Here is a 22,419-nt window from a genome sequence, read left to right as displayed (position 1 = left end):
CTCGGATTGTCAACAATATTGTCAATGTTGCTGTCGCCCGCGACAGCTTCCCTCGGAAGAGTGATGTCGTGACAAATAGCCCGCACCGGCCGCTCCTCGGCATGGCCGCCGCCCTCACCGTCTGCCTCACCGCCGCCTGCGGCGAGGTCTCCTCCGGCTCCTCCACAAATTCGTCGGCCGACGGCAAGATCTCCGTCGCCGCTGTCTACGGAATGACCAGCGACCCGTTCTGGACGTCGCTCGGCTGTGGGGCGAAGGCCGAGGCCGCCGCGCTCGGCGTGGAGTACAAAGAGTTCACCTCCGCCTCCGGGGACACGGCGGCGTACTCGCAGAACTTCTCGTCGGCCCAGCTCGCCAACCCCAGCGGAATCATGGTCAATCCCTCGAACCCCAACCAGTTCATCAGCCAGTACCAGAGTTCGATGAACAAGGGCGTCCCGGTGGTGACCATCAACTCCTCCGACCCGCCGGCGCAATACAAGGTGGTCGGAACCGACACCCGCGACCTGAGTTTCCTCGACGACCTAACCGATCTGCTTCCCCAAGGCGACGGCAAGCTCGCCGTCATCAACGGCATTCCCGGACTGCCGCCGGTGGACAACCGCCTCAACCCGGTCGTGGACGCCATCACGAAGAGCCGACCCGGGCTCACCGCGTTGCCTGCGCAGTACACCAATTTCGATGTCACCAAAGCGACTTCGACCGTTTCCTCCCTACTCATCGCCCACCCCGACCTGAAGGTCATCGTGGCGGCCGACGGCCCCGACGGGCAGGCGACCGCCGCCGCGGTCAAACAGGCCGGGAAGTCGGGCAAGGTGGCCGTCATCGCCTTGGACGCGGTGCCCGCCGAGGTCGACGCCCTGAAGGCAGGCACGATAACCGCCCTCGTAGCCCAGGCACCCGCCAAGATCGGCCAGCAGCAGGTGAAGGTCCTCGTCGACTACCTGCAGAAGAACCCCGGCGGAGGGCAAATCAGCGCGTCCAGCGACCTGGTCGGTGTTCCGCAGAAGCTGCTGACCAAGGACAACGTCGACGATCCGGCCCTCGGCGACTGGGTCTACAAGAGCCGTTGCTGACCAAGCAGGCTGCCGGAACCACGCGGTCCCCGGCACCCTGCTCCCGCCCCCGGAAGGAATCAGCATGATCATCGATTGTCACGGTCATTACACGACGGCGCCGGCCGCGCACACAGCCTGGCGTGAGCAACAGATCGCGGCATGGGAGGCCGGGGTCAGCCCACCGCCCTACCCTCAGATCGGCGACGACGAGATCCGCGAAACCATCGAAACCAGCCAGTTGCGGCTGATGGACGAGCGGGGCATCGACGTCACCCTGTTCTCACCCCGTGCCTCGGCTTCGTCCCCGCACCTCGGCGATGCAGCGGTGAGCCAGGACTGGTCCCGGCACTGCAACGACCTGATCCATCGGGTGACAACCCTGTTCCCCGGCCGGTTCGCCGGCGTCTGCCAGCTGCCCCAGTCACCGCGCGGCGGCTTGGACGCCTCGATCGCCGAGCTACGTCGATGCGTCGACGAACTTGGTTTCGTCGGCTGCAATCTCAACCCGGATCCCAGCGGAGGCCTACTCACGGCGCCGCCGCTGACCGACAAGAGCTGGTACCCGTTCTACGAGGCCATGGTGGAGCTCGACGTCCCGGCGATGGTGCACGTCTCAGCCTCGGCCACGCCCGGGTTGCACGCGACGGGCGCTTACTACATCAATGCCGACACCACCGCGTTCATGCAGCTGGTGCAGGGCGACCTGTTCACCGATCTGCCCGGCCTGCGGCTCATCATCCCGCACGGTGGGGGCGCGGTGCCCTACCACTGGGGGCGCTACCGCGGGCTGGCCGACATGCTGTCCCGGCCCGAGCTGGACACCCATCTGATGAGCAACGTCTTCTTCGACACCTGCGTGTACCACCAGAGCGGCATCGACCTGCTGCTCGGCGTCGTCGACACCGCCAACGTGCTGTTCGGCTCGGAGATGGTGGGCGCGGTCCGAGGCGTCGACCCACGCACCGGCCATCATTTCGACGACACCCGTCGCTACCTCGAGGCGTCGACGCTCGACGCGAGCGCCCGCGCCGCGGTCTTCGAGGGCAACGCCCGGCGCGTCTACCCGCGGCTCGATGCCGCCCTCGCCGCATCGGAAGGATCCCGATGAAGACCGTTGTCGTCACCGACCCCCCACGCGCCGACATCGCGGACGCGGACGCCCTCGGAAAATTCGGTGTCGCTACCGTGCACGAGGCGCTCGGCCGCGTCGGCTACCTCGGGCCCCAGCTGCGCCCGGCCTGGCCCGGCGCACGCATCGGCGGCACCGCCGTCACCGTCCTGTGCTGGCCCGGTGACAACACCATGATCCACGTTGCTGTCGAGCAGTGCCGACCCGGTGACGTCCTGGTCGTCGCGACCAACTCTCCGTGCACCGACGGACTGTTCGGCGAGCTCTTCGCCACATCGCTGGCCCACCGCGGCGTACGCGGAGCAGTCCTCGGCTGCGGCGTCCGCGACGTCGCTGAGCTCCGCGCCATGGGTTTCCCCGCATGGTCCACCGCGGTGAGCGCGCAGGGAACGGTCAAGGCCACCGCGGGTGCTGTCAACGTCCCCGTGGTTCTGGGCGCTCACGTGATCCACCCCGGTGACGTCGTCCTGGCCGACGACGACGGCGTCACCCTCGTCCCCCGGGCTGACGTACCACGGGCCCTGACCGCCGCGCAGGCACGCGCCGACAAGGAAGCAGCCACACGTGCCGCGTTCGAGAAGGGCGAACTCGGCCTGGACCGCTACGGCATGCGCGGCAAACTCGCCACACTCGGCATCGAGTACGTCCCCTACGACGCCTACGCAAGGGACAGCCGATGAGCCCGTCCGGGTACGACGAGACCGGCGTGCGCTGCACGATGATGCGGGGTGGAACCTCCAAAGGGCTCTACTTCGAGGCCTGCGACCTGCCCACCGGACCCGCAGAACGTAACGACCTCCTGGTACGCCTGATGGGCACCCCCGACCCTCGTCAGATCGACGGCCTCGGCGGCGCCACCTCACTGACCAGCAAGGTAGCCGTTGTCAGCCGGTCACCCGACCGGGATGCCGACGTCGACTACCTCTTCCTGCAATTGGGCGTCGACGACACCACGGTCAGCGACCGGCAGAACTGCGGCAATATCCTCGCCGGTGTCGGCCCGTTCGCCGTCGAACGCGGACTCGTGACCGCCGGGAAACGTGAGACCTCCGTACGCATCCGGATGATCAACTCCGGCAGTATCGCGGTCGCCACCTTTCCCACGCCCGGTGGTCGGCCCGACTACCGGGGCACCACCGCTATCGCGGGGGTTCCGGGCGCAGCCGCACCGGTCGTCCTGGCGTTCACGAACACCGAGGGATCCGCGACAGGCGCTCTGCTGCCCACCGGCAACGTGTACGACGTCGTCGAGGGCATCGGCGCGACCTGCGTCGACAACGGCATGCCCGTCGTCGTGGCCCGCGCGGATTCCTTCGGGCTGACCGGGCACGAGCCGCACGACGTGCTCACCGCCGACACCGCGCTGGGGGAACGCATCGACGTCTTCCGCCGCAAGGCCGCCCAGCTCATGGGACTCGGCGACGTCTCGGCCTCCTCCGTTCCCAAAACTGTACTGATCGCCGCGCCTGCCGACGGCGGCCACCTCAGCACCCGATCATTCATCCCGGTACAACCGCACTCCTCCCTGGGCGTGTTCGCCGCGATCAGCACCGTCACCGGGATGCTGCTGCCCGGCGCCGTAGGCCACGACCTCGCCCAGGGCTGGGCAACCGGCGACTCCCGTATCGACGTGGAGCACCCCACGGGCCATCTGCTGATCGATGTATCCGTGGACACCACGCGGACACCGGTACACGTCGTGCGTTCCGGCGTCGTGCGCACCGCCCGCAAGCTCTTCGACGGCACCGCGTACCCGCGTGCCTGAGACAACCCCTCACACCGTGGAGATCACATGCCCCCTTCGAACGACATCGCTCACCTGGCCCACATCGAACTACGCACCTCGGTGATGGAGGAGAGCCTCGCGTTCTTCACCCGGTTCCTCGGCATGACCGAAAACGGCACCGTCGGAGACTCGGTCTTCCTGCGTGCCTTCGACGACTACGAACAAGCGACTATCAAACTCACCGCGCACACAACCTCCGGTATCGGGCGCACCAACCTGCGAGCGAGCAGCCCCGAAGCGCTGGCGAACCGGGTCGCGAAGATCGAAGCCGCGGGACGCGGTATCGGCTGGCAGGATGGCGACCCCGGCTACGGGCCGACCTACGTGTTCACCGCCCCCGACGGCCACGAGTACGGGCTGTACTACGAGAGCCGGTGGTACACACCGCCCGCCGGTCTCGAACCCGCGTTGAAGAATCAGGCCCAGGCGACCCCGTCGCACGGCGTCCCGGTACGCCGGCTCGACCACGTCAACTATCTCAGCCTCGACGTCGTCGACAATCGTGACTTCCTGTGCGACATGCTCGGCGCGCGGGTCACCGAACAGATCGTGCTCGATGACGGCACCATCGCCGGTTCCTGGACGACGTTCACCAACAAGGGCTACGACGCTGTCTACACCCGCGACCGGACCAGGACTCCGGGCCGGTTGCACCATCTCGCCTTTGCCGTCGACACCCGCGATCACGTTCTGCGCGCCGCGGACCTCGCGATCGAGCAAGGCGTCTTCATCGAGACCGGCCCGCACAAGCACGCCATCCAGCAAACCTTCTTCCTGTACGTCTACGAGCCCGGCGGCAACCGCATCGAACTGTGCAACGCCGGTGCCCGGCTGATGCTCGCCCCGGACTGGCAGCCGATCGACTGGACCGAGGCGGAACGCGCCAGGGGCCAGGCCTGGGGATTGAAGACCATCGAGTCGTTCCACACCCACGGCACACCCCCGGTCGCGTGACCGCGATGAACCGTCCTTATCCGACAGCCGCACGTGAGGACAACAGCCGTGCCGGACAAGTACTTCGACGCCGTGATCGTCGGCAGGCGAACCCTGACCGACCGCATCGCCGAATTTCAGATCGCCGCCGCCGATGACCGCAGCCTGCCGATGGCGGAGGCGGGAACCCATCTCGAACTTCGATTCGGCGGCGCAGACGGGCGTTTCCTGCGGCACTACTCCGTCGTTGGCCCGCTCACGCTGGATCCCCGGCCCGAGTCATTCTGGCGCATCGCCGTGCAGCACGAGTTCCGCAACCGCGGCTCCGCGTTCCTGCACACCCACGTCCGGCGGGGCGCACGCCTGCTGGTGTCCCGGCCCGCCGGCGCTTTCCGGCTGCGCCGCAACGCCCCGCACACGCTGCTGGTAGCGGGCGGAATCGGCATCACCGCGATCCTGCCGATGATGCGATCGCTGGCCGTACGCGGCCGATCGTTCTCCATGCTGTACGCCGGAACCCGGCGTGCTGCCATGGCCTATGCCGACGAGGTAACGGCGATCGGCGGCGAGCGGGTCCACCTGCACGAATCCGACCGCAACGGGCTGCCGGACCTAGATGCGCTGCTCGCCGGTCAGCCACCCGGAACCATCGTCCACGTCTGTGGACCGCCCCCCATGATCGAAGCGCTGCGTAGCCGGGCTCGGGTACGGGGATGGCCGGACGAGCGGGTGCGTTTCGAGGTGTTCAACGCGGCGCACCGTCCCGACGACACCGGATTCACCGTGCGCCTGCCGTCCGGGCGCAGCGTCGAGGTCGGCGCCGGCATCACCATCCTCGACGCGTTGGAAGCCGCCGGTGTGGACACGCTCTCGGACTGCCGCCGTGGCGAATGCGGGCTCTGCGCCACCGACGTCCTCGATCAGCATGAGGGCATCGACCACCGCGACAGCTACCTCACGCCGGAAGAGAAGACAGCCGCGACTCAACTGACCCTGTGCTGCTCCCGAGCCCGCGGTCGGCTCATCGACCTCGATCTCAGCTAGGAGAGAGACCATGTCTGTGCCCGTTTCCGACGCGGCGGTGTTCGCCGCCATGGAACCGCACGACCCCGGCCAGTTCGCCACTCACACGACTCCTCTGGTACGCAACTGCTGGTACGTCGCCGGCCGCGCGGACGAGCTGGGTCGCGTCCCGCTGGCTCGCACACTGCTCGGCACCGAGGTAGTCCTGTATCGCACCCTCGCCGGCGAACCGGTGGCCATGCGCAACCGCTGCCCCCATCGGTCCTTCCCCCTGGCGCGCGGACAGCTCTCCGGTGACCGGCTGATCTGCGGCTACCACGGCATGGAGTTCGAACCCGACGGAGTTTGTGCCCGTATGCCGGCCATGGCCACCACCCCTTCCACCGTGGCGGTCCGCACGTTCCCCGTCGTCGACCGGGGCCCGTTGACCTGGATCTGGATGGGCTCGCCCGACCTTGCCGACGAGAAACTGGTCCCCGACACGAGCTGGCTGGCGGACCCGGCCTGGGGCACGGTCGCCGGCCAGTTCCACATCGACACCGACTATGTCGCCATGCACGAGAACTTGATCGACCAGACCCATTTCCCGTTCCTGCATCCCGACACCGTCGGTACCCCGGAGTACGCCCGTTCGAAGCTGACCGCCACCACGCAGGACAACCAAGTGATCATCCACCGGGCACTACGGAACTCTCCGCCACCGGCGGTATACGGTAAGCCCGCCGACATCATGCACAAGCGGGTGGACCGCACCTCCGAGGCACGATTCGTGTCTCCGGCGCTGCACGTCGCCTTTGCCGAAATCATCGATTCCGTGCCGGACCCGGGAAAGCCGAGCAATTATCGGTACAACATCACGCACGCTTTTACACCCGAAAGCAACACCTCCATTCACTACTGGTGGTTCAACTCGCGCGACTACCTTCCCGGCGATCCGGGCATCGACATGTTTTTGCGGGAGGCGTCCGCCAAGGCGTACTCGGAGGACGTCGAGGCCCTGGAGTGGATCATGAGTGTGGTGCGCAACGATCACGATCCCCAGATCGACCTCAGCTTCGCACCGGACAAACCCGGACTTATGGCTCGAAGGATAATGTACCGCCTCGCCGAGCTGGAAAAGTCGTGACGAAGCCGGGGGCGGACAAAAGGACGGCCTGCCCGCCCCCCGGCCACCCTCGCCTCACCATCGTCGAGCCGATGTCTATCGTCATCGGCATGGCCGAAACGCAGTCGTCCGACACCTCGCTCAGCGGCGCAGCCGGTCGTCTGACTGCTGAGCAGAGACTCCGCGAGGCGCTACTGGCGGGTCGGCTGGCCCCCGGCCACCGCCTGGTCGAAACCGAGCTGGCGGAGCAGTTCGGCGTCAACCGCAGCAGCGTCCACTTCGCGCTACGCGCCTTGGAGACCGACGGTCTGGTCGAGCGCATTCCCCACCGAGGGGCACGCGTGCGCTTCGTTTCGATCAGCGAGGCCGTCGGCATCCTGGAGTGCCGGCAACTGCTCGACGGGCTCATCACCCGCAAGGCAGCGGAGAACGCCACCGATCAGGAAGCAACGTTGCTGGACGGCAATCGGCGACGCATGAGAGACGCCATCGCCGGCCACGACTTCGTCAAATATTCGGATCTCATCCAGGAACATCACCGGCTCATCCGGACGATCGGCCGGCACCCCATAGCTACCGCCATTGAGGAACGGCTCCAGTGGCAGATCATCCGCCACCAGTTCCGATTGTCGCTGCGACCGGAACGTGCCGAGGAGTCCCTGCGCGAGATCGAGGCCGTCGTTGATGCCGTCATCGGCCACGACCCGGCCGAAGCCGAAGCGGCCTCCCACAGACACTTCCGCGGCGTGATAGCAGCGGTGCTGCGGGAAGCGACGAAACCAGTGGAATAGCGACCGGCTGCAGACGCAGGCTGCCGTGGCGGCGCACCGAACCACCGCAGCAGCCTGCGCCGATCCCGTCAATCACGGCCGCCGACTGCTAACTAATGCGTTGTCCATGAACGTTCGCCGGGTCTGTTCGGTCAGGCGGCCTTGAACCGGGACCAGCCCCAGCGTTGCTGGCGTTCGCTGCGGACGCGGACAGGTTGTCCAGGATGACGTAGATCGGGGCGCCGTCCGGCCGTGTCCTGCGGATCGATTTCAGCGCGGACAGGGTGTGATCTGCGCCTTTGCGCCGACGGTTGACGCCCCAGAGCTGGTCGTCGCCGAGGCTGTAACAGCCGTGGAAGTAGCGGATGCCGTGCGTGTGGCTATCTCCGGGTCTTCGGGGTTCTGTCCCGTCAAGCGTGATTGATCTTCAGGTCAGTGGGCCAGGAGGACTCGTTTGCGGAGCAGGTCGAAGCTGGCTCGGCCATACATTTGCCGCTTGAGCATCTTGATCCGGTTGACGTTGCCTTCGACCGGTCCGGAGCTGTGGGGCAGGCTCAGCCCGGCGGTCACGGCGTCGAGGTCGCTTGTCACGCCGTTGATGAACCGGTTGATGCCCGGCAGATCGGCGTGCTTGGCGTGGGTGAGCCATTCGCCGAGGCGGTGACCGTGTCGCTGAGTCATGATCTCGGCGAAGGAACGCACCAACTCGGCCGCGGTCCGCAGTTCCGGGCAGCTTTCGAGGACCGTGGCCAGGCCGACGGTGTCGCTGTCGGTGAGGTTATCGGGGTGCCGGCAGATCCAGCCGGTGATTTGCCGCGTCGAGAACGGTTTCGGGTTCACGCGTAGGTCCGGTCGTGCCCGGTGCTGTTCGACGAAGCCGCGGACGATGCCGTAGCCGCCGGTGAATCCTTGCGCGACAACCTCGCGGTGCAGCACCGAGGCTTTGAGACATCAGCCGGCGATCCGCTCAGCCAGATAGGGCTTGAACCGGTCGAGCAGACTTGCCCGCTGCTTCGGCACGATCATCATTTCCTGCCACGTCGCGGCGTGGGCATAAAGGGACACGGTCCGGTGGTTCCAGCCCATGTGACGGGCGATCTGCCGGAACCCGGCGCCTTGCGCAAGCATCTCGTGAACCAGGGCATGATTCGCCTGGCGGCGTTGGGCCTTCGCGCCCTGCGGCTCCGCGCCCGCATCCGCATCTGCGGCGGTGGAAGCCCCGGCGACGGGTTTCTCGATCAAGCAGCTCTTGTGTTTGGCGACCAGGCGTTCGACCGCGGTCGCGAGGTTCTGCCAGAGGTGGAAACGGTCCGCAACCTGCACCGCGTCCGGCGCCCCGGTCCGAGCGCCGTCGGCATAAGAGGACGCCCGGTCCCGGCAAATCACCTCCGGTGACTCGTGTCCGAGTAACCAGCCGGCGAGCGGTGCCGCGTCACGTCCCTCAACGAGGTCGAGGACACGGTGGTTCTCGCAGTCGATCAGAACGGTGCCGTAATGGTGTCCTCGCCTGATGGCGAAGTCGTCGACACCGAGCACCCGCACCGAGCCCACCGCCGAGTCAGGGACCGCCCGGACCAGCCGCAACAGGCTGTTACGGCTGGTCCGAACCCCGACCTTGCCGGCCAGCCGGACACCGGCCCGACCGGCCAACGCCAATCCGATCGACGTCAGCATCCTCCGCAACGGATCGCTGCGACGAGCCCGTCGGCGTGTCAGCCCGACGACTGCTCGACGAACGTCCGCATCTCGCAGACGGTGTTGAGGCAGAAGAAGCGGCGCACCGTCAGACACAACTCCACCAGCCGGCCAGCGACCGGCAAATCAGCCAACCGGCGCTGATACCGCGAATGCACCCGCCGAGACGACACCGAGCACGCCGGGCAGCACTGTTCGCCGCTGCGCACCGCGGCATGAAGAACGACGCCTCCGCCGGTAGTAGTGACTTCGCTGATCTCTACGCCGTCAAGATGAGGCAGGAGCCTGCCGATGATCTCATCACACCATCAACCCAACGATCGATCACGATAAACATCGATCACTCTTCACGGGACAGAACCCAGTTTTGACACCACGGTTGGTGGACGCTCGATCGGATGGATTCGATGTTCGCGAGTTTCGACACCACCGGTGGTGGTGGGAGCATCGGCTGATCCGAGACGGAGGCCGGCCGATGCCGCGGATGTCGAAGATCGAGAAGTTCGCGGCGATCCGCCGTGATCTCGCCGCGGAAAGGCAGCCGGCGTCGACAATGCGCACGCCCACCGGTGGCGGCACAACTTCGCCCACGAATGGCACAAGGCCGGCGGAAACACCGGCGACCTGCTGTTGCTACTCGGCTGGGCGTCGGAGGACATGCCCCGCCGGCATGGAGCCAGCGCTGCCGCTGAGCGTGCGCAGGAGCTTCAAGTCCGGATGGGGATCGGCGAGAATGTCTGACTCAGACGTATCCCCGGCCATGAGACCGTGATGGCGACCTGCTAACAGCAGCGCAAGTGTGGGAGCCTGGCGGCGGCTCCCACACCCCGGTTCTTGTCTCAGCCGGCGGTAGCGCCGAAGGACTCCAACCGGTGCCGCAGCGCCTTCAGGCCGAGGCTGGGCTGCAGATCGCCTCGGCCTGAAGGAGCAGACCGCGACCACTCAGGAGATGAACCGCACGCTCAGCGGAGCAGCCTCCGGCGCGGGTGAGATCGCCACGACGATCAGCACGGTCTCGGACGCCACCCGCCGTACGACCGACACGGTGGCCGACACCAGGGCCGCCGCGAATGAGCTGACGGTGACGGCCGCGGAGCTGCAGTCGGTGGTCTCCCGCTTCCGCTTCTGAACGGGTGTGGGCCCCGGATCGTGCCCTGGGGCATTTACGAGGCGACGGACAGGGTGCCCTGCTGGATCAGGTGCAGTAGCCCCGGAAACCTATTGTCGAGTTCCTCGCGGCGCAGGACCGGCAGCCGGTGCGGGCCGTCCGCGGTGCATACCGTGATGCCCGCGTTGAGCAGCTTGGTGAGGTGGTAGGAGCAGGTCGAGGTCGGTAGTGCGACCTGTTCGGCGATCTCACCGGCGGTGCGCAGCTCGCCGTCGATGAGCAGACGCACGATCGCGAGGCGGCTCTCGTCGCCGAGGACCGCGAAGACCTTGTCCAGGCCGGGCAGGGGTATCGGGGCCGAGGTCCGGGGTGCGCGCGCCATGACCGCATGCTAGCATCCTCCAACATTTCCAAATTCTTGGAAATGCCGAATAGGTGAGGTGGGCTATGAGCGACGACAGCCGCGTCCAGTACCTGCTCGACCGGATCGAGATCCAGGACAAGGTCGCGCTGTACGGCCTGGGGCAGGATCTGCACCAGGCCGACAGCGGAGATGCCAACGTGCTCGCGCAATGGGGCGAGTTGTTCACCCCGGACGTGAAGATCGACGCGACCTCGGCCGGGGCGAAGGTTTTCGAACTGCCGGAGTATGCCGAGATGATGCGCGGCAAGGGGCTGGTCGGGGGTGCTGCAGGTCTGGGCCTGTCCTTCAACGCGTGGCAACACGTCGAAGGGCACGCAACGGTCACCCTGCAGGGCGACCGGGCCCACTCGATTACCCCGCACCTGCACATGCACGCGGCTCGAAACGGCTTGGGCAACACCTTCGCCGTCGGCTACTGGCATGACGACTGGTTGCGCACGGAACAGGGCTGGCGGATCCACTTCCGCCGACTGGAACACCTGTTCATCCAGACGTTCGCGGCCATCGATAACCCGCCGATCGTGTCCGGCATCGATCACTTCTGATACACGACGCTCGATTCCGGAAGCTCCCGCGCCTGCTATCCAGACGGGCGCGGGTGTTCTCCGTTGAAAGAAATCGACCGAACGAAACCTGCAGCAATGACTTCGACGGGACCGGCGCACCGATCACGGACGCCGCACTTACGAGGTATCCGGGCTTGGACCGGCTGGTGTTTCAGCCGGCCGGCACTCCCGAATCGATCCTCTTGCCGGCAGCTCCTGGGCGTCAGCGGCGTCGAGGTCCTCTACCGCTTCCAGGCATTCGACGTCAGCGGTCGCCGAGAAGGTCCTCGGCGTCCAGCTGGTCAGGAATGCGGCGCGGTAGCCGTTGGTCGCTGCGATGATCGGGTCTGCGTGGTGGTGCTGGTTGGCTTCCACCACGGCGCCGAGTATGGCGACGCCGATGCCGGCGCCGATCTGCTGGCCGACGGACACCAGGGCGGACGCGACGCCGGCGTCGGCGTCGCGTCGGCGTCGGCGTCGGCGGGGTGGACGGCGGCCAGTGCGGTGAGGGTGAGCGGGACGAACGTCGCGCCGAGTCCGGCCCCGAGAACCGCGAGCGGGATGATCATATCTGGATATGCGCGGTCGCGGTGGCCTGGAGAGCCAGTCCGGCCGCGCCGGTCGCCGCGAGCAGCAGGCCGGCGAGCAGGGTGGGACGGGTGCCGGTCCGGGTGACGATGTGGCCGCTGAGGATCGCCGCGGCACCGAGTGGGACGGCGAAGGTGAGGAACGCCAGCCCGGCTCGCAGGCTTTGAAGACCGAGCACGTTCTGCACGTAGAGCATGAGGAAGAACGCGAGGCCGTAGAGGGCCAGGCCGGCCACCAGCGTGCCGGTGTACGCGACGGCACGGGCCCGGTCGGCGAGGATGCGCCAGGGCAGGGGGCTCGGCGCGGCGACGCTGCGGGTGCCGATAATTCCCTACTCCGCGACGGTCGGTTTCGCCGGTCGCCGGGCACTGAGCAGCAACCCGCTGCCGGCCCCCAACGACACCAGGCCCAAACCCGCTGTCGCGCTGATTCCCGGAACTCCGTCGACAGTGATCAGGACGATGATGGCCGCGGCGAGGTTGAAGAGGAAGAGAAACCACATTACCGGTTTCGTGCCGAGGAAGGATTTGACGGGTTCATTCCGGGCTATCAGGGTCCCGGTGATGAGCGAGACGACCAAACCGCCGTACGTCGCAATGGTTTGGAAAAGTCCGTCAAAAACGAAGCTCGAGCCGATGCAGTTGGCGATGCCGACGACGAAAAGAGCCCAGACACCGGCCCAGATGAGGCGTGATATCAAGATTCTTCCTTCCGAATTTGGCGCGTGGTTCGGTGGGCGCGGCAGAACGCCGCAAGATGAACTGGAACAGCTCGGTAATTGGTTCCAGAACAGCTTTCCGATCGAGGCGGTCCGGAAGAACAGCAGATGAGTGATGCTCGGCTACTGCGAACACGGTAGGCGAGGTCACGGTGAGCTGGCGGATGGGAACCTCAGCTCCCCATCCGCCAGCCGTCGGTCAGCGGTGCCAGCGCATCCAAGCGGCCTGGCCGCCGTCGAGGAGCACGTCGGTGCCGGTCAGATAGAGCGACTCAGGGCCGGTAAGGAAGGCAGCCAGGGCGGCGAGTTCGCCCGGAGTTCCGGGACGACCGATACCGCAGGCCTGCAGGGAGACCATCATGTGATGTCCGGCCTCGCTCTGCTGCTCGGCGTGCGACATCGGGGTGGAGATGACTCCGGGGCTGATCGAGTTGATCCGGGCCCCGCGCCGGTTGTAGTCCATGGCGGCGGCTTGGACCCGGACGTGGTTGGCCCGCTTGGCCAGGATGTACGCCCCCACCGGGGCCCCGCCCTCGGCCGCGCGGACCACGTCGAGGTCGAGCAGGTCCGCGGCGGGCGTAGTGGCCAGGGCGGCTTCCTGGTCCGGGGTGAGCTGGGCAACGTGCCCGGCGACGCTGGCGACGCAGACCAGCGACATTCCCCGGGTCGCGACTGGCTCGAAGGCGTCGATGACGAGGGCGGTGCCGAGCAGGTCGACCTTCATGATCGTGTCAACCGGTGCGGTCGCGGCGGACACACCGGCGGTGTGGACCACTGCGGCCAACCGTCCTTCGGCCGCGGCGGCCTCGGCCAGTTTGGTTACCGATGCGGCGTCGGACACATCGGTGATCTGGCCTGTCACCGCATAGCCCTCGGCCTGCAGGGCCTCGACGGCTCGGTCGAGGGTCTCGGGGGAGGCGTCGGCGAGAATCGTGGTGCGGCCGCTGCCGATCCGGCGCGCCACGGCCAGGCCCATGCCGCCGGCTCCGGTGACGACCACGACATCGGGATTCTGGGTCATCAGATGTCCTTCCAGAGGGCACCCGTGGCGATCTTCTGCCGCCAGGGCCGGATTGCCTTGGGTGACATGCCGACAGCGAGCACGCCGGCAAGCCGGGCGTCCTTGCGGTAGGCGGCCAGGAGACGGCGCTCTTCGAGGTCGCCGTCGACAATGGCGACCTCGTCATGACCACGCAGATAGCCGTAGGCATGGATCTTCATGTCGTACTGGTCGGACCAGAAGTACGGAACCGGCGCGAACGGCTTGCGGGCCTCGGGATTGAGCAGGTTGCGCGCTGCGGCCAGACCCTGTTCGGCGGCGTTGGTGCGGTGCTCGATCCGCATCGTCTCCCCGAACAATGGGTTGTGCCATCGAGCCACATCACCGGCGGCATAGATGCCGGGCGCGGCGGACGTGTACTGGTCGCAGACCACCCCGTCGGCGATCTGCAGGCCGGAGCCGTCGAGCCACTCAGTGTTGGGCAACGATCCGATCGCAATCAGGACCTCGTCGGCCTCGACGAGGTCGCCGCCGGCCAGCCGGACTCCGCCGTCGGCGACCTCGGTCACGCTCACGCCGGTGCGCAGGTCGACGCCGTGCTCGATGTGGGCCTTCGACAGGACCCGGCCGATCTGTGCCCCGACCGCGTGGGCGAGCGGCACCGGCGCGGGTTCGAGCATAACGACCTCGCAGCCGAGCCCCCGGGCCACGGCAGCGGCCTCGGCGCCGAGGAATCCGGCGCCGACGACAGCCAGGCGGACCCCTGGCTTCAATCGTTCCCGCAGGGCGAGTGCGTCTTGCACCGTCCGCAAGACGTGCGCGCCGGCGCCACTGAGCCGCCGTGGCCGGACCCCGGTGGCAATGATCAGCCCGTCGTAGTCAGCGGCTTTGCCGTCGGCGAGCTGTACGCGGCGTGCGGTGGTGTCAAGGCCGACCGCCCTCGCTCCGAGCCGCAACTCCAGTCGCAGGCCCGTGATGTGGTCGAGCGTACGCAGAGCGAGCCGATCGCCTTCCCATTCAGAGGCGAGGATCTGTTTGGACAGCGGCGGGCGATCGTACGGCAAATCGGTTTCTTCACCGACCAGCGTGATCGTCTCGTCGTAGCCTTCGCGGCGCAGGGCTTCGGCGGCCGCGAGCCCGGCCGCCGAGGCACCTACGATGACGATCTGCTTCACGGCGCGACCAGGAGGATCGCGGCGGCCGGGCACACTGCGGCGGCCTCCCGCGCGTCCTCGTGATGCTCGGGGCCGGGCTCAGCGTTCAAGACGATCGCGACGCCGTCCTCCTCGCGCTGGTCGAACAGGTCGGGGGCGACCATGACGCACTGGCCGGCGGCAACGCATTTGGGTTCGTCGAATTCAATGCGCATCAGGTTCTCCTTCACCAGGTCACCGGCAGGGTCTTGAGGCCATAGGCGACGCCTTCCATCGCGAAGGCGACCTCCTCGAACGGCACGGCCAAGGCCAGCGTCGGCACCCGGCGGTAGAGGGTGCTGTAGGCGACCTGCAACTCGACCCGCGCCAGCGACTGGCCCAGGCACTGGTGCACGCCGTAGCCGAACGCGTGGTGCTGGCGTGCGGGGCGGGTAAGATCCAGCTTTCCGGCCTCCGGGAACTCCTGCTCGTCCCAGTTCGCGGCGGACAGGTCGAAGATGATGCCGTCACCGGCCTTGATGGTGGTGCCGTGCAGTTCGATGTCCTCGTTGGCGATGCGCCGGATCCCGGTGTGCACGATGGTCAGGTAGCGCAGCAGCTCCTCGACCGCGTTGGCCACGAACTTGGGGTCGTCGCTGCGCTCGCGCAGCAGCGCCAGCTGGTCGGGGTTGCGCAGCAGGGCCAGGGTGGCCAGGGAGATCATGCTGGCGCTGGTCTCGTGCCCGGCAATCAGGATCGCCGAGCTCATGATGACCGCCTCTTCGAAGGTCATCTCGCTAGCCTTGACCCGGCCACCCATCTCTGACATGACGTCATCGGCCGGCTCGGCCATCTTCTTCTGCAGCAGCGCGGCCAGGTACTCGCCGAGGTGACGGCTGGCGGTGGCGGCCTCGTCCGGCGTCGACTCGTGGCTGATCGCCTTGGTGCTGTTCTCCTGGAAGAACTCGTGGTCTTCGTACGGGGCACCGAGGATCTGGGTGATGACCAGGGTGGGCACCGGCAGGCCGATCGCTTGCACCAGGTCAGCCGGCTTGGGCCCAGCCAGCATGTCGTCGACCAACTGGTCGACGACCTCTCTGATGCGAGGCCGCAACGCCTCGACCCGTTTGACCATGAAGGGCGCATTCACCGTACGGCGCAGCCGGGTGTGGACGGGCGGATCGGTGTTGGTGATCAGGTCGGGGTGGTGCGGGGCCCCCGCGGCCCGGCCCCGGGTCATGTGCGGGTATCCCTCCCGCTTCTCGTTGATGCTGATCCGCGGGTCGTTGAGCAAGGCCCGCTGGTCGGCGTGGCGGGTGATGAACCACGGCGTGCTGCCGTCCCAGATGCGCACCTTGCCGACCGGGTTCTCCCGGGTCATGGCCAGCACCGGAGCGGCGGGGTCGAAGGGACAGCGGGAGTCGCGTGTGGCCGGATAACCGGGGACGACGCTGGTGTCTGACATGGGTCTCCTCGGGCTGGATGGAGCCGAGATAATTGGTTAAACCCATGCAAACAGAGCTTCCAGACAAGCCGCAGACATCGATCGAACGCCCGGCAGATGTGGATCAGGTCACTTCGCGAGGGCAAGCCGGTAGCCGAACCCCCGGTGCGTGTGGATCAGCGTAGAACCGCTCTCGTCGACCTTCTGGCGCAGTCGCGAGACCAGCCGCTCGATCGTGGCGTCCTGCCGGGCATCGCCCCAGACCTGCCTCGACAGTTGCTCCTTGGACAACACACGGCCAGCGTTGAGCAGCATATGCCGCAACAGCCGGTACTCCGCCGGGGTCACTTCCAGCAGCCGGCCGTCACGCCAGGCCCGCCGGACGACGTCATCTAGCACCAGGTCGCCGTGGCGCAGCACGTCCACCGGCCCGGTGGTGCCGCGTTCCCGTACGAGAACCTCGGCCCGCGCCAGGAGTTCGGCACTGCGGCACGGCTTGGTGATGTAGTCCTCCACCCGGGTTCCGAGTACCGGCACCAGCTCACCCAGGAACTCGCAGCCGGTCACGCAGAGCACCGGCGGCCGCTCCGAGAAGACGGCGTGCTGCCGACCCAGGATGTCGAGGTCGGCGGTGTCCCGGTCGACCACGATCAGATCGACCGGTTGCTCGGCCAGCAGCCGCACCGCAGCAACCCCGGTCGACAGCGTCGCGACCCGGTAGCCGGCCCGCAGCAGCTCGGTCGCCAGCTCGTCGCGTAGGCGGGGCTCTGAGGCCACCACCAGGACATTTGGTTCACGTTTGATCGCCGTCACGGCTTGCACCTCACCTATGCCACGCCCCGGCGGGGACGAACGCACATCGGATCACATGGATTGAAACATCTGGTCGCCGCCCTGTCGTCGTTCGACCGCGGTACGGCTTCGACTTCAACGGCCGGACCCTCACCACCCGGCTCGCGATCACCGACGGCGAACTCGTCGGCGCGCACAGCAGCGGCGAGGCCGCCCACCATCTGACCCGGACCGGGAACATGGTCGTGGCACCGCCGGGTTCGGGCGTGTTCCGGGTCGGGGCCAGCGTCCCGCACGACCACGACGGCGACGACGTACCTCGCGAGTTCTTCCAGAAACTGCTCGACGAACGCGTCCCGGGCGGGCTCCGGCTCGGGCACATGAACTTCAGCGGCGTCTTCACCGCCACGTCCGTGCCTCCTCGCGCTACCGCAAGGACCGGGTCTTCCACTCCGGCGACGCGGCGCACGCCATGAGCCCGTCCGGCGCGCATGGACTCAACACCGGACTGCACGACGCCGTCAACCTGGGGTGGAAACTCGCCGGGGTGCTGCGCGGACAGTACCGGCCCGGCCTGCTCGACACCTACGACCCGGAACGACGCTCCGCCGTATGCGCCTTCTCCGATTTCTCCACCCGGCTCGCCACCATCGGCCTCTACACCAAACGCCGGCAGATCCTGGTACGCGACGCCGCCTACCGTCTGGGCTCGCTCACCGGCCTGCTGGAACGCCACATGTCGCCGCGGCTGGCCCAGCTCGACAGCCATTACGGGCCGGGCAAGGGCCGCCTGGGTGCCGGTGCCCGGGTACCAGTCGGGTGGACGCCCACCCCGGTCGCCGCGACCCTCGCCGTTGACTCACGAGGTCGTGGGACGCCTGCCGGCCCGGCTTGGAGCGACGAAATCTTCGGTGGCGTCGTGCAGGGCCCAGGCAAACCGCCCGGCGCTGCGCAACACCCGGTCCGAGCAGACCGGCGCGGGAAGAGGCGGATGGGCCGCCTCTCCGGGCAGGCGAGTCAGCACATCCTGGCCGCCCGGCCCGCCTCCGAGCATCCGGGGCGCGCGGGTGGAACCGCAGGCCGCCGGGTGATCGAGGAGGGCCTGGACATCGGCCGCGGCGGGGCCGCGGCGGTGGGTGACGGTGTCGCCGTCACGGATCGGGGCAGCAAACCGGCCGTCGGGTAACACGTCATCGCTCATCGGGAAAAGTCTCCTTCAGGGACGGCAGCGGCTGGGGGCGCCGCACGGTGCTGCAGCGTGGTCCAGGGCAACCCGAGCCCGCACTGCACCGCCATTCCACTTTTGCACTATATTGATGCGTACGATCGTACATTCAGTGTACGATCGTACGCATGACAGCCACCGACACCGCCGATGACGACTTCCGATCCATGCGTGACCGGATGTTGGCCGGAGACCTGTATCGCGGCGCCGATCCGGAGCTCGAAGCCGAGATGCGCCGGGCCATGGTGCTGACCAAGGCGTTCAACGACAGCGACCCGACGGACCCGGACGCGCGCCGCGAGCTGCTGCAGCAATTGCTCGGTTCTGTCGGCGCCGAGGTGGACATTCGCCCGCCCCTGCATGTCGACTACGGCAGCCACCTGCACGTCGGCGACCGCACCTTCATCAACTTCGGGCTGATGGCCCTCGACGTCGCCCAGATCCGCATCGGCCAGGACGTGCTGATGGGGCCGAACGTGCAGCTGCTGACGCCGACGCACCCGATCGACCCCGAACCACGCCGCGCGAAATGGGAGGCGGCACTGCCGATCACGATCGGCGACAACGTGTGGATCGGCGGGATGACAGTGATCTGCCCCGGCGTGACCGTCGGCGACAACTCGGTGATCGGCGCCGGTGCCGTCGTCACCAAGGACATTCCCGCCGACGTGGTCGCGGTGGGCAACCCGGCACGCGTCATCCGCTCCGTGTACGACAGATGAAAGCGCCACGCCGCCGCTACGAGCCGGACCGCCGGCAACGGCTCGTCGAGGCCACCCTCGACGTCATCGCCGAACGCGGTGTAGCCGGCACGACCCACCGCCGGGTGGCCGCCGCCGCCGACGTGCCGCTAGGCTCGGTGACCTACCACTTCACCAGCCTCGACGATCTGCTCACATCCGCCTTCACCCACCTCGCGCAAACCATGGCCGCCGCGTTCGAGCAGCGGCTGGCGGCGATCGAACCGGGTGCAGACGCCCGCGCGGACGTGGTCGAGTCGATGCTGCCCGACCTGGTCGACAACCAGCGCAGCGCTGTACTGACCTACGAGTTGTACGCCGCGGCGGCCCGAGACCCACGTCTACGGGCGATCACCCAGGCGTGGATGGACCGCAGCCGCCAGGCACTGCAACGACACTTCGACCCCGACACCGCGGAAACTCTCGACGCGCTGATCGAGGGCCTACTGCTGCACGCGACCCTCTCCACCCGGCCGGTCGACGCCCGCAAGATCAGAGATGCGGTCGCCCGGCTCATCCCCGGCGCCTCCCCCGAAAGGCGCCCATGACCACCATCGCCGCTCGGCGTACCGGCCTGTTCCTGCTCTTCTTCATCCCCGGGCTCCTGCTGTCGTCCTGGGTGACCCGAACTCCCGATGTGCGGGACCTGCTCGATGCCTCGACCGCCGAGATGGGCATCGTGCTGTTCGGCCTGTCGGCCGGTTCGATGCTCGGCGTGCTGGGTTCCGGCGCATTCGTGTCCCGGTTCGGCGCCCGCCCCGTCATCACCGTCGGCATCAGCGCCGTCCTGCTCGGCATGCCCGTGATCGCGCTCGGCGCACACCTGTCGCAGAGCGTCCTGGTCGGCGCCGGTCTGTTCCTGTGCGGATTCGGTATCGGCGGCGGCGAGGTCGCCATGAACGTCGATGGCGCCGATGTCGAACGCGTCTCCGGCCGGATTCTCCTGCCGACCCTGCACGGCTTCTACAGCCTCGGCACAGTGCTCGGTGCGGCGACCGGCATGCTGCTGACTCTCGCGGGTCTGCCGGTCGTCTGGCATCTGCTCATCGTCACCGCCATAGCTGTGCCCGTGGCGGTCTTCTCCGTGCGGCGCCTGCCGTACGGCGTGGGCCGGCAACCACGGCGAGCACCGGCCGCCGAGCAGGCCGGAACACCGGCCCCGAAGCTCTGGCGAGAACCGGCGCTGCTGCTCATCGGCGCCATCGTGCTGGCCCTGGCCCTCGCCGAGGGCGCCGCCAACGATTGGCTCCCGCTGATCATGGTCGACGGGCACGACCTCAGCCCGGCCCTGAGCTCTGGCGTCTATCTCGTCTTCAACATCGCGATGGCCACCGGCCGGTTCGTCGGCGGCTGGCTACTGCGACGCTTCACCCGCCCGGTGATCCTGTGCGCCAGCGCGGTCACCGGCGCGATCGGCCTGCTGCTGATCATCGTGGTCGACAACCAGGCTGTCGCCAGCGGCGCCGCCCTACTGTGGGGTCTGGGCGCGGCACTCGGCTTCCCGGTGGCCCTCTCGGCCGCCGCCGACTCGGGGTCCAACTCCACCGCCCGCGTCTCGCTGGTCGCCAGCCTCGGCTACGTCGCGTTCCTCGTCGGCCCGCCCGCGCTCGGCTTCATCGGCGACCACTACAGCCTGCGCAGCGCGATGATCCTTGTCCTGGCCCTCGTCACCCTCGCTGCGGTCCTCGCACCGGCCATGCGAGCACGCAACCTGCCCTCGCCCGGCGACGGTAACGATGTGCGCGAAACTGGTAGCGCTACCGCCGCCCACTGATCACCGATTCGTGGCCGAAGCCCCGTACGAAAGCACCTGCTGACCGGGACGACCGTGTTGTCGTACTTCCAGCAGAGCCCGCGGTCTTGCTGACTGGTGTCCACTTCTCGGAGGAGGTGACGGGAACCTCAACCCACTCGACGCCCCCGGCCCACCACGAACGCAGGTCCTACCAGCGGAACGCGCCCGCCAGTTCCTGCATTCGGCTGGCGATGCGTCCGACATCGGAGGCTGCCGACGCAGTCCGCGCGGCCGAGTCCTTCATTTCCGAGGCCGCGGACGTGACCCCGTCGATCGAGGCGGCGATCTCCCGGCTCCCGGCGGAAATGGTGTCGAACGTGCGGTCCATCTCGGCCCTTGTGGCTGACTGCCCCTCCACCGAGGCCGCGATGTTCGATCGCCGGCCAGCCGCAAGATGTACGCCCAGTTCGAGCGGATGTTCACCCTCCTCGGCGGGACGGATCCCAGCGTCCGCGGGCGGATAGACGTCACGATGGTCGGCGACGGATTCCTGTTCAGCGGCGTCGCCCCGCAGCTGAGCGGCCTTCCCACACGGAGCCGCGCGACCATCTCCTGCGGGTTGCCCGCAAGCTCCTGGTCACCGAATGACCATCAACAGTAACGTTGCCGATCGGCCACATAACTGGAGTGCATCGCATCCGTCCGAGCACCCTCATCATCGATCTCTCCGCCGTCGTGCACGCCCAGGGCCTGCAGTTCTGGTGCTCCGCCCTCGGCGTCCCGGCCGTCTGCGCGGGCTACGGTCCCCATCACATTCTCGACGGCGCGTCGGCCCGAACCGGGTCGTCGTTCAGGAGATCCAGTCGAGTGCGCCCCGGGTGCACTTCGACATCCACACCGACGAGTTCGAGCACCACGCCAAGCCGGTCGAGTAATCTAAATCAAGCAGTTGACTTAACTGGACTCCCTCTTTAGGGTTTTTGGGAAAAAAGACTCTAAAGCGACGGAGGGTTCTGTTGTCTCCCATCACGCCCGAGGATCTGGAAGAGCTTCGTGGGAAGTACCGCCGGGAGCGGGATCGCCGCATCCGGCCCGAAGGCCAGGCTCAATACCGCAAGGTCGCCGGGGAGTTCGGGTACTACGCCAAGGATCCGTATACCCCGATCACGGACCGGGCCCCGCTGACCGACCGGGTCGAGGTTCTGGTGATCGGTGGCGGGTTCGGCGGCCTGATCAGCGGCGCCCGCCTACGGCAAGCCGGCGTCGAAAGCATCCGGATGCTCGACGAGGCCGGCGACTTCGGCGGCACCTGGTACTGGAACCGCTACCCCGGCATCCACTGCGACATCGAGGCCAGCGTCTACATGCCGCTGCTGGAGGAGACCGGCACGGTGCCGACCTGGCGCTACGCCCCGGGCGAGGAAATACGCCAGCACGCGATCACCATCGCCAAGACCTTCGACCTCTA

28 protein-coding genes and 1 pseudogene are annotated in these 22,419 nt (G+C 67.5%); 15 read left to right on the top strand and 14 right to left on the bottom strand.

The genetic code is table 11. The features are described 5' to 3' along the window. Positions 1–101: 101 nt before the first annotated feature. The 8 genes from RBH18_RS18070 (at position 102) to RBH18_RS18035 (ending at position 7,825) form a co-directional block, all read left to right on the top strand. Positions 102–1,076: a sugar ABC transporter substrate-binding protein gene (locus tag RBH18_RS18070; RefSeq protein WP_306209213.1), complete on the top strand. Its 975-nt coding sequence runs from the start codon at positions 102–104 to the stop codon at positions 1,074–1,076. Between the two features lie 64 nt (positions 1,077–1,140). Next, positions 1,141–2,166 carry an amidohydrolase family protein gene (locus RBH18_RS18065; RefSeq protein WP_306209211.1) on the top strand — a complete coding sequence of 342 codons (1,026 nt, stop codon included), beginning with the start codon at positions 1,141–1,143 and terminating at the stop codon, positions 2,164–2,166. Next, complete coding sequence (locus RBH18_RS18060) at positions 2,163–2,867, top strand: 4-carboxy-4-hydroxy-2-oxoadipate aldolase/oxaloacetate decarboxylase (RefSeq protein WP_306209209.1); 705 nt, start codon at positions 2,163–2,165, stop codon at positions 2,865–2,867. Before RBH18_RS18065 ends, RBH18_RS18060 begins: the two co-directional genes overlap by 4 nt. Next, positions 2,864–3,952, top strand: a complete 1,089-nt coding sequence (locus RBH18_RS18055) for a 4-oxalomesaconate tautomerase (RefSeq protein ID WP_306209207.1) — start codon at positions 2,864–2,866, stop codon at positions 3,950–3,952. Before RBH18_RS18060 ends, RBH18_RS18055 begins: the two co-directional genes overlap by 4 nt. A 27-nt stretch (positions 3,953–3,979) precedes the next feature. Next, positions 3,980–4,927 carry a VOC family protein gene (locus RBH18_RS18050; protein ID WP_306209205.1) on the top strand — a complete coding sequence of 316 codons (948 nt, stop codon included), beginning with the start codon at positions 3,980–3,982 and terminating at the stop codon, positions 4,925–4,927. 48 nt (positions 4,928–4,975) lie between these two features. Further along, positions 4,976–5,950, top strand: coding sequence for a PDR/VanB family oxidoreductase (locus tag RBH18_RS18045; RefSeq protein ID WP_306209203.1), 975 nt, complete (start codon positions 4,976–4,978; stop codon positions 5,948–5,950). Positions 5,951–5,960: 10 nt separating this feature from the next. After that, a complete protein-coding gene (locus tag RBH18_RS18040) occupies positions 5,961–7,055 on the top strand; it encodes an aromatic ring-hydroxylating dioxygenase subunit alpha (RefSeq protein ID WP_306209201.1) in 1,095 nt (364 codons plus the stop codon). 71 nt (positions 7,056–7,126) lie between these two features. Then, positions 7,127–7,825, top strand: a complete 699-nt coding sequence (locus tag RBH18_RS18035) for a GntR family transcriptional regulator (protein ID WP_306209199.1) — start codon at positions 7,127–7,129, stop codon at positions 7,823–7,825. 154 nt (positions 7,826–7,979) lie between these two features. Here RBH18_RS18035 and RBH18_RS18030 read toward each other — a convergent pair. From RBH18_RS18030 to RBH18_RS18015, 4 genes and pseudogenes are all read right to left on the bottom strand, one after another. Then, a pseudogene (locus tag RBH18_RS18030) lies at positions 7,980–8,201 on the bottom strand (IS630 family transposase); the annotation flags it as partial. Positions 8,202–8,236: 35 nt separating this feature from the next. Next, the gene (locus RBH18_RS18025) at positions 8,237–8,644 is read right to left on the bottom strand and encodes a transposase (protein ID WP_372338933.1); all 408 of its coding nucleotides are present in this window, start codon (positions 8,642–8,644) and stop codon (positions 8,237–8,239) included. A 111-nt stretch (positions 8,645–8,755) separates the two neighbouring features. Further along, positions 8,756–9,478, bottom strand: a complete 723-nt coding sequence (locus RBH18_RS18020; protein WP_306209195.1) for a transposase — start codon at positions 9,476–9,478, stop codon at positions 8,756–8,758. 38 nt (positions 9,479–9,516) lie between these two features. Beyond that, positions 9,517–9,708 (bottom strand): transposase family protein, encoded by a 192-nt coding sequence (locus RBH18_RS18015; protein ID WP_306209193.1) that lies wholly within the window; start codon positions 9,706–9,708, stop codon positions 9,517–9,519. 740 nt (positions 9,709–10,448) lie between these two features. Here RBH18_RS18015 and RBH18_RS18010 point away from each other — a divergent pair. Then, positions 10,449–10,628, top strand: coding sequence for a hypothetical protein (locus tag RBH18_RS18010; RefSeq protein WP_306209191.1), 180 nt, complete (start codon positions 10,449–10,451; stop codon positions 10,626–10,628). Positions 10,629–10,662: 34 nt separating this feature from the next. Here RBH18_RS18010 and RBH18_RS18005 read toward each other — a convergent pair whose 3' ends face one another. Further along, positions 10,663–10,989, bottom strand: a complete 327-nt coding sequence (locus RBH18_RS18005; RefSeq protein WP_306209189.1) for an ArsR/SmtB family transcription factor — start codon at positions 10,987–10,989, stop codon at positions 10,663–10,665. 65 nt (positions 10,990–11,054) lie between these two features. Here RBH18_RS18005 and RBH18_RS18000 point away from each other — a divergent pair, with 65 nt between their 5' ends. Then, on the top strand, positions 11,055–11,576 hold the full coding sequence (locus tag RBH18_RS18000; protein ID WP_306209187.1) for a nuclear transport factor 2 family protein: 522 nt from the start codon (positions 11,055–11,057) through the stop codon (positions 11,574–11,576). Positions 11,577–11,714: 138 nt separating this feature from the next. Here the strand turns inward: RBH18_RS18000 and RBH18_RS17995 are convergent, their stop codons facing one another. From RBH18_RS17995 to RBH18_RS17960, 8 genes are all read right to left on the bottom strand, one after another. Continuing rightward, on the bottom strand, positions 11,715–12,008 hold the full coding sequence (locus RBH18_RS17995) for a hypothetical protein (protein WP_306209186.1): 294 nt from the start codon (positions 12,006–12,008) through the stop codon (positions 11,715–11,717). Positions 12,009–12,141: 133 nt separating this feature from the next. After that, positions 12,142–12,456 carry an MFS transporter gene (locus RBH18_RS17990; RefSeq protein WP_372338932.1) on the bottom strand — a complete coding sequence of 105 codons (315 nt, stop codon included), beginning with the start codon at positions 12,454–12,456 and terminating at the stop codon, positions 12,142–12,144. Between the two features lie 39 nt (positions 12,457–12,495). Next, positions 12,496–12,864, bottom strand: a complete 369-nt coding sequence (locus tag RBH18_RS17985) for a hypothetical protein (RefSeq protein WP_306209184.1) — start codon at positions 12,862–12,864, stop codon at positions 12,496–12,498. A gap of 217 nt (positions 12,865–13,081) precedes the next feature. Continuing rightward, entirely contained in the window at positions 13,082–13,903 is an 822-nt protein-coding gene (locus RBH18_RS17980; RefSeq protein ID WP_306209182.1) for an SDR family oxidoreductase, read from the bottom strand. Further along, positions 13,903–15,057 carry an NAD(P)/FAD-dependent oxidoreductase gene (locus tag RBH18_RS17975; RefSeq protein WP_306209181.1) on the bottom strand — a complete coding sequence of 385 codons (1,155 nt, stop codon included), beginning with the start codon at positions 15,055–15,057 and terminating at the stop codon, positions 13,903–13,905. The genes RBH18_RS17980 and RBH18_RS17975 overlap by 1 nt, the downstream gene beginning before the upstream one ends. Continuing rightward, on the bottom strand, positions 15,054–15,266 hold the full coding sequence (locus RBH18_RS17970; protein ID WP_306209179.1) for a ferredoxin: 213 nt from the start codon (positions 15,264–15,266) through the stop codon (positions 15,054–15,056). Before RBH18_RS17970 ends, RBH18_RS17975 begins: the two co-directional genes overlap by 4 nt. Further along, the gene (locus RBH18_RS17965) at positions 15,263–16,480 is read right to left on the bottom strand and encodes a cytochrome P450 (protein WP_306209177.1); all 1,218 of its coding nucleotides are present in this window, start codon (positions 16,478–16,480) and stop codon (positions 15,263–15,265) included. Before RBH18_RS17965 ends, RBH18_RS17970 begins: the two co-directional genes overlap by 4 nt. Positions 16,481–16,588: 108 nt before the next feature. After that, a complete protein-coding gene (locus RBH18_RS17960) occupies positions 16,589–17,272 on the bottom strand; it encodes a response regulator transcription factor (RefSeq protein WP_306209175.1) in 684 nt (227 codons plus the stop codon). 67 nt (positions 17,273–17,339) lie between these two features. Between RBH18_RS17960 and RBH18_RS17955 the strand changes: the two genes are divergently transcribed. The 4 genes from RBH18_RS17955 (at position 17,340) to RBH18_RS17940 (ending at position 20,990) form a co-directional block, all read left to right on the top strand. After that, on the top strand, positions 17,340–18,437 hold the full coding sequence (locus tag RBH18_RS17955; RefSeq protein ID WP_306209255.1) for an FAD-dependent monooxygenase: 1,098 nt from the start codon (positions 17,340–17,342) through the stop codon (positions 18,435–18,437). Positions 18,438–18,604: 167 nt separating this feature from the next. Then, the gene (locus RBH18_RS17950; RefSeq protein WP_306209173.1) at positions 18,605–19,198 is read left to right on the top strand and encodes a sugar O-acetyltransferase; all 594 of its coding nucleotides are present in this window, start codon (positions 18,605–18,607) and stop codon (positions 19,196–19,198) included. Continuing rightward, on the top strand, positions 19,195–19,764 hold the full coding sequence (locus RBH18_RS17945; protein ID WP_306209171.1) for a TetR/AcrR family transcriptional regulator: 570 nt from the start codon (positions 19,195–19,197) through the stop codon (positions 19,762–19,764). Before RBH18_RS17950 ends, RBH18_RS17945 begins: the two co-directional genes overlap by 4 nt. Next, positions 19,761–20,990 carry an MFS transporter gene (locus RBH18_RS17940; RefSeq protein WP_306209169.1) on the top strand — a complete coding sequence of 410 codons (1,230 nt, stop codon included), beginning with the start codon at positions 19,761–19,763 and terminating at the stop codon, positions 20,988–20,990. The genes RBH18_RS17945 and RBH18_RS17940 overlap by 4 nt, the downstream gene beginning before the upstream one ends. A 169-nt stretch (positions 20,991–21,159) precedes the next feature. Here the strand turns inward: RBH18_RS17940 and RBH18_RS17935 are convergent, their stop codons facing one another. After that, on the bottom strand, positions 21,160–21,339 hold the full coding sequence (locus tag RBH18_RS17935; RefSeq protein ID WP_306209167.1) for a hypothetical protein: 180 nt from the start codon (positions 21,337–21,339) through the stop codon (positions 21,160–21,162). A gap of 628 nt (positions 21,340–21,967) precedes the next feature. Here RBH18_RS17935 and RBH18_RS17930 point away from each other — a divergent pair. Continuing rightward, the coding region (locus RBH18_RS17930) for an NAD(P)-binding protein (protein WP_306209165.1) at positions 21,968–22,419 on the top strand (452 nt) is incomplete at its 3' end.

The sequence above is a fragment of the Actinoplanes oryzae genome, assembly GCF_030757795.1.
Taxonomy (GTDB): domain Bacteria; phylum Actinomycetota; class Actinomycetes; order Mycobacteriales; family Micromonosporaceae; genus Actinoplanes.
Note: the sequence above shows the minus strand (reverse complement) of the source record. Positions and strands in the feature narration are given on the sequence as shown.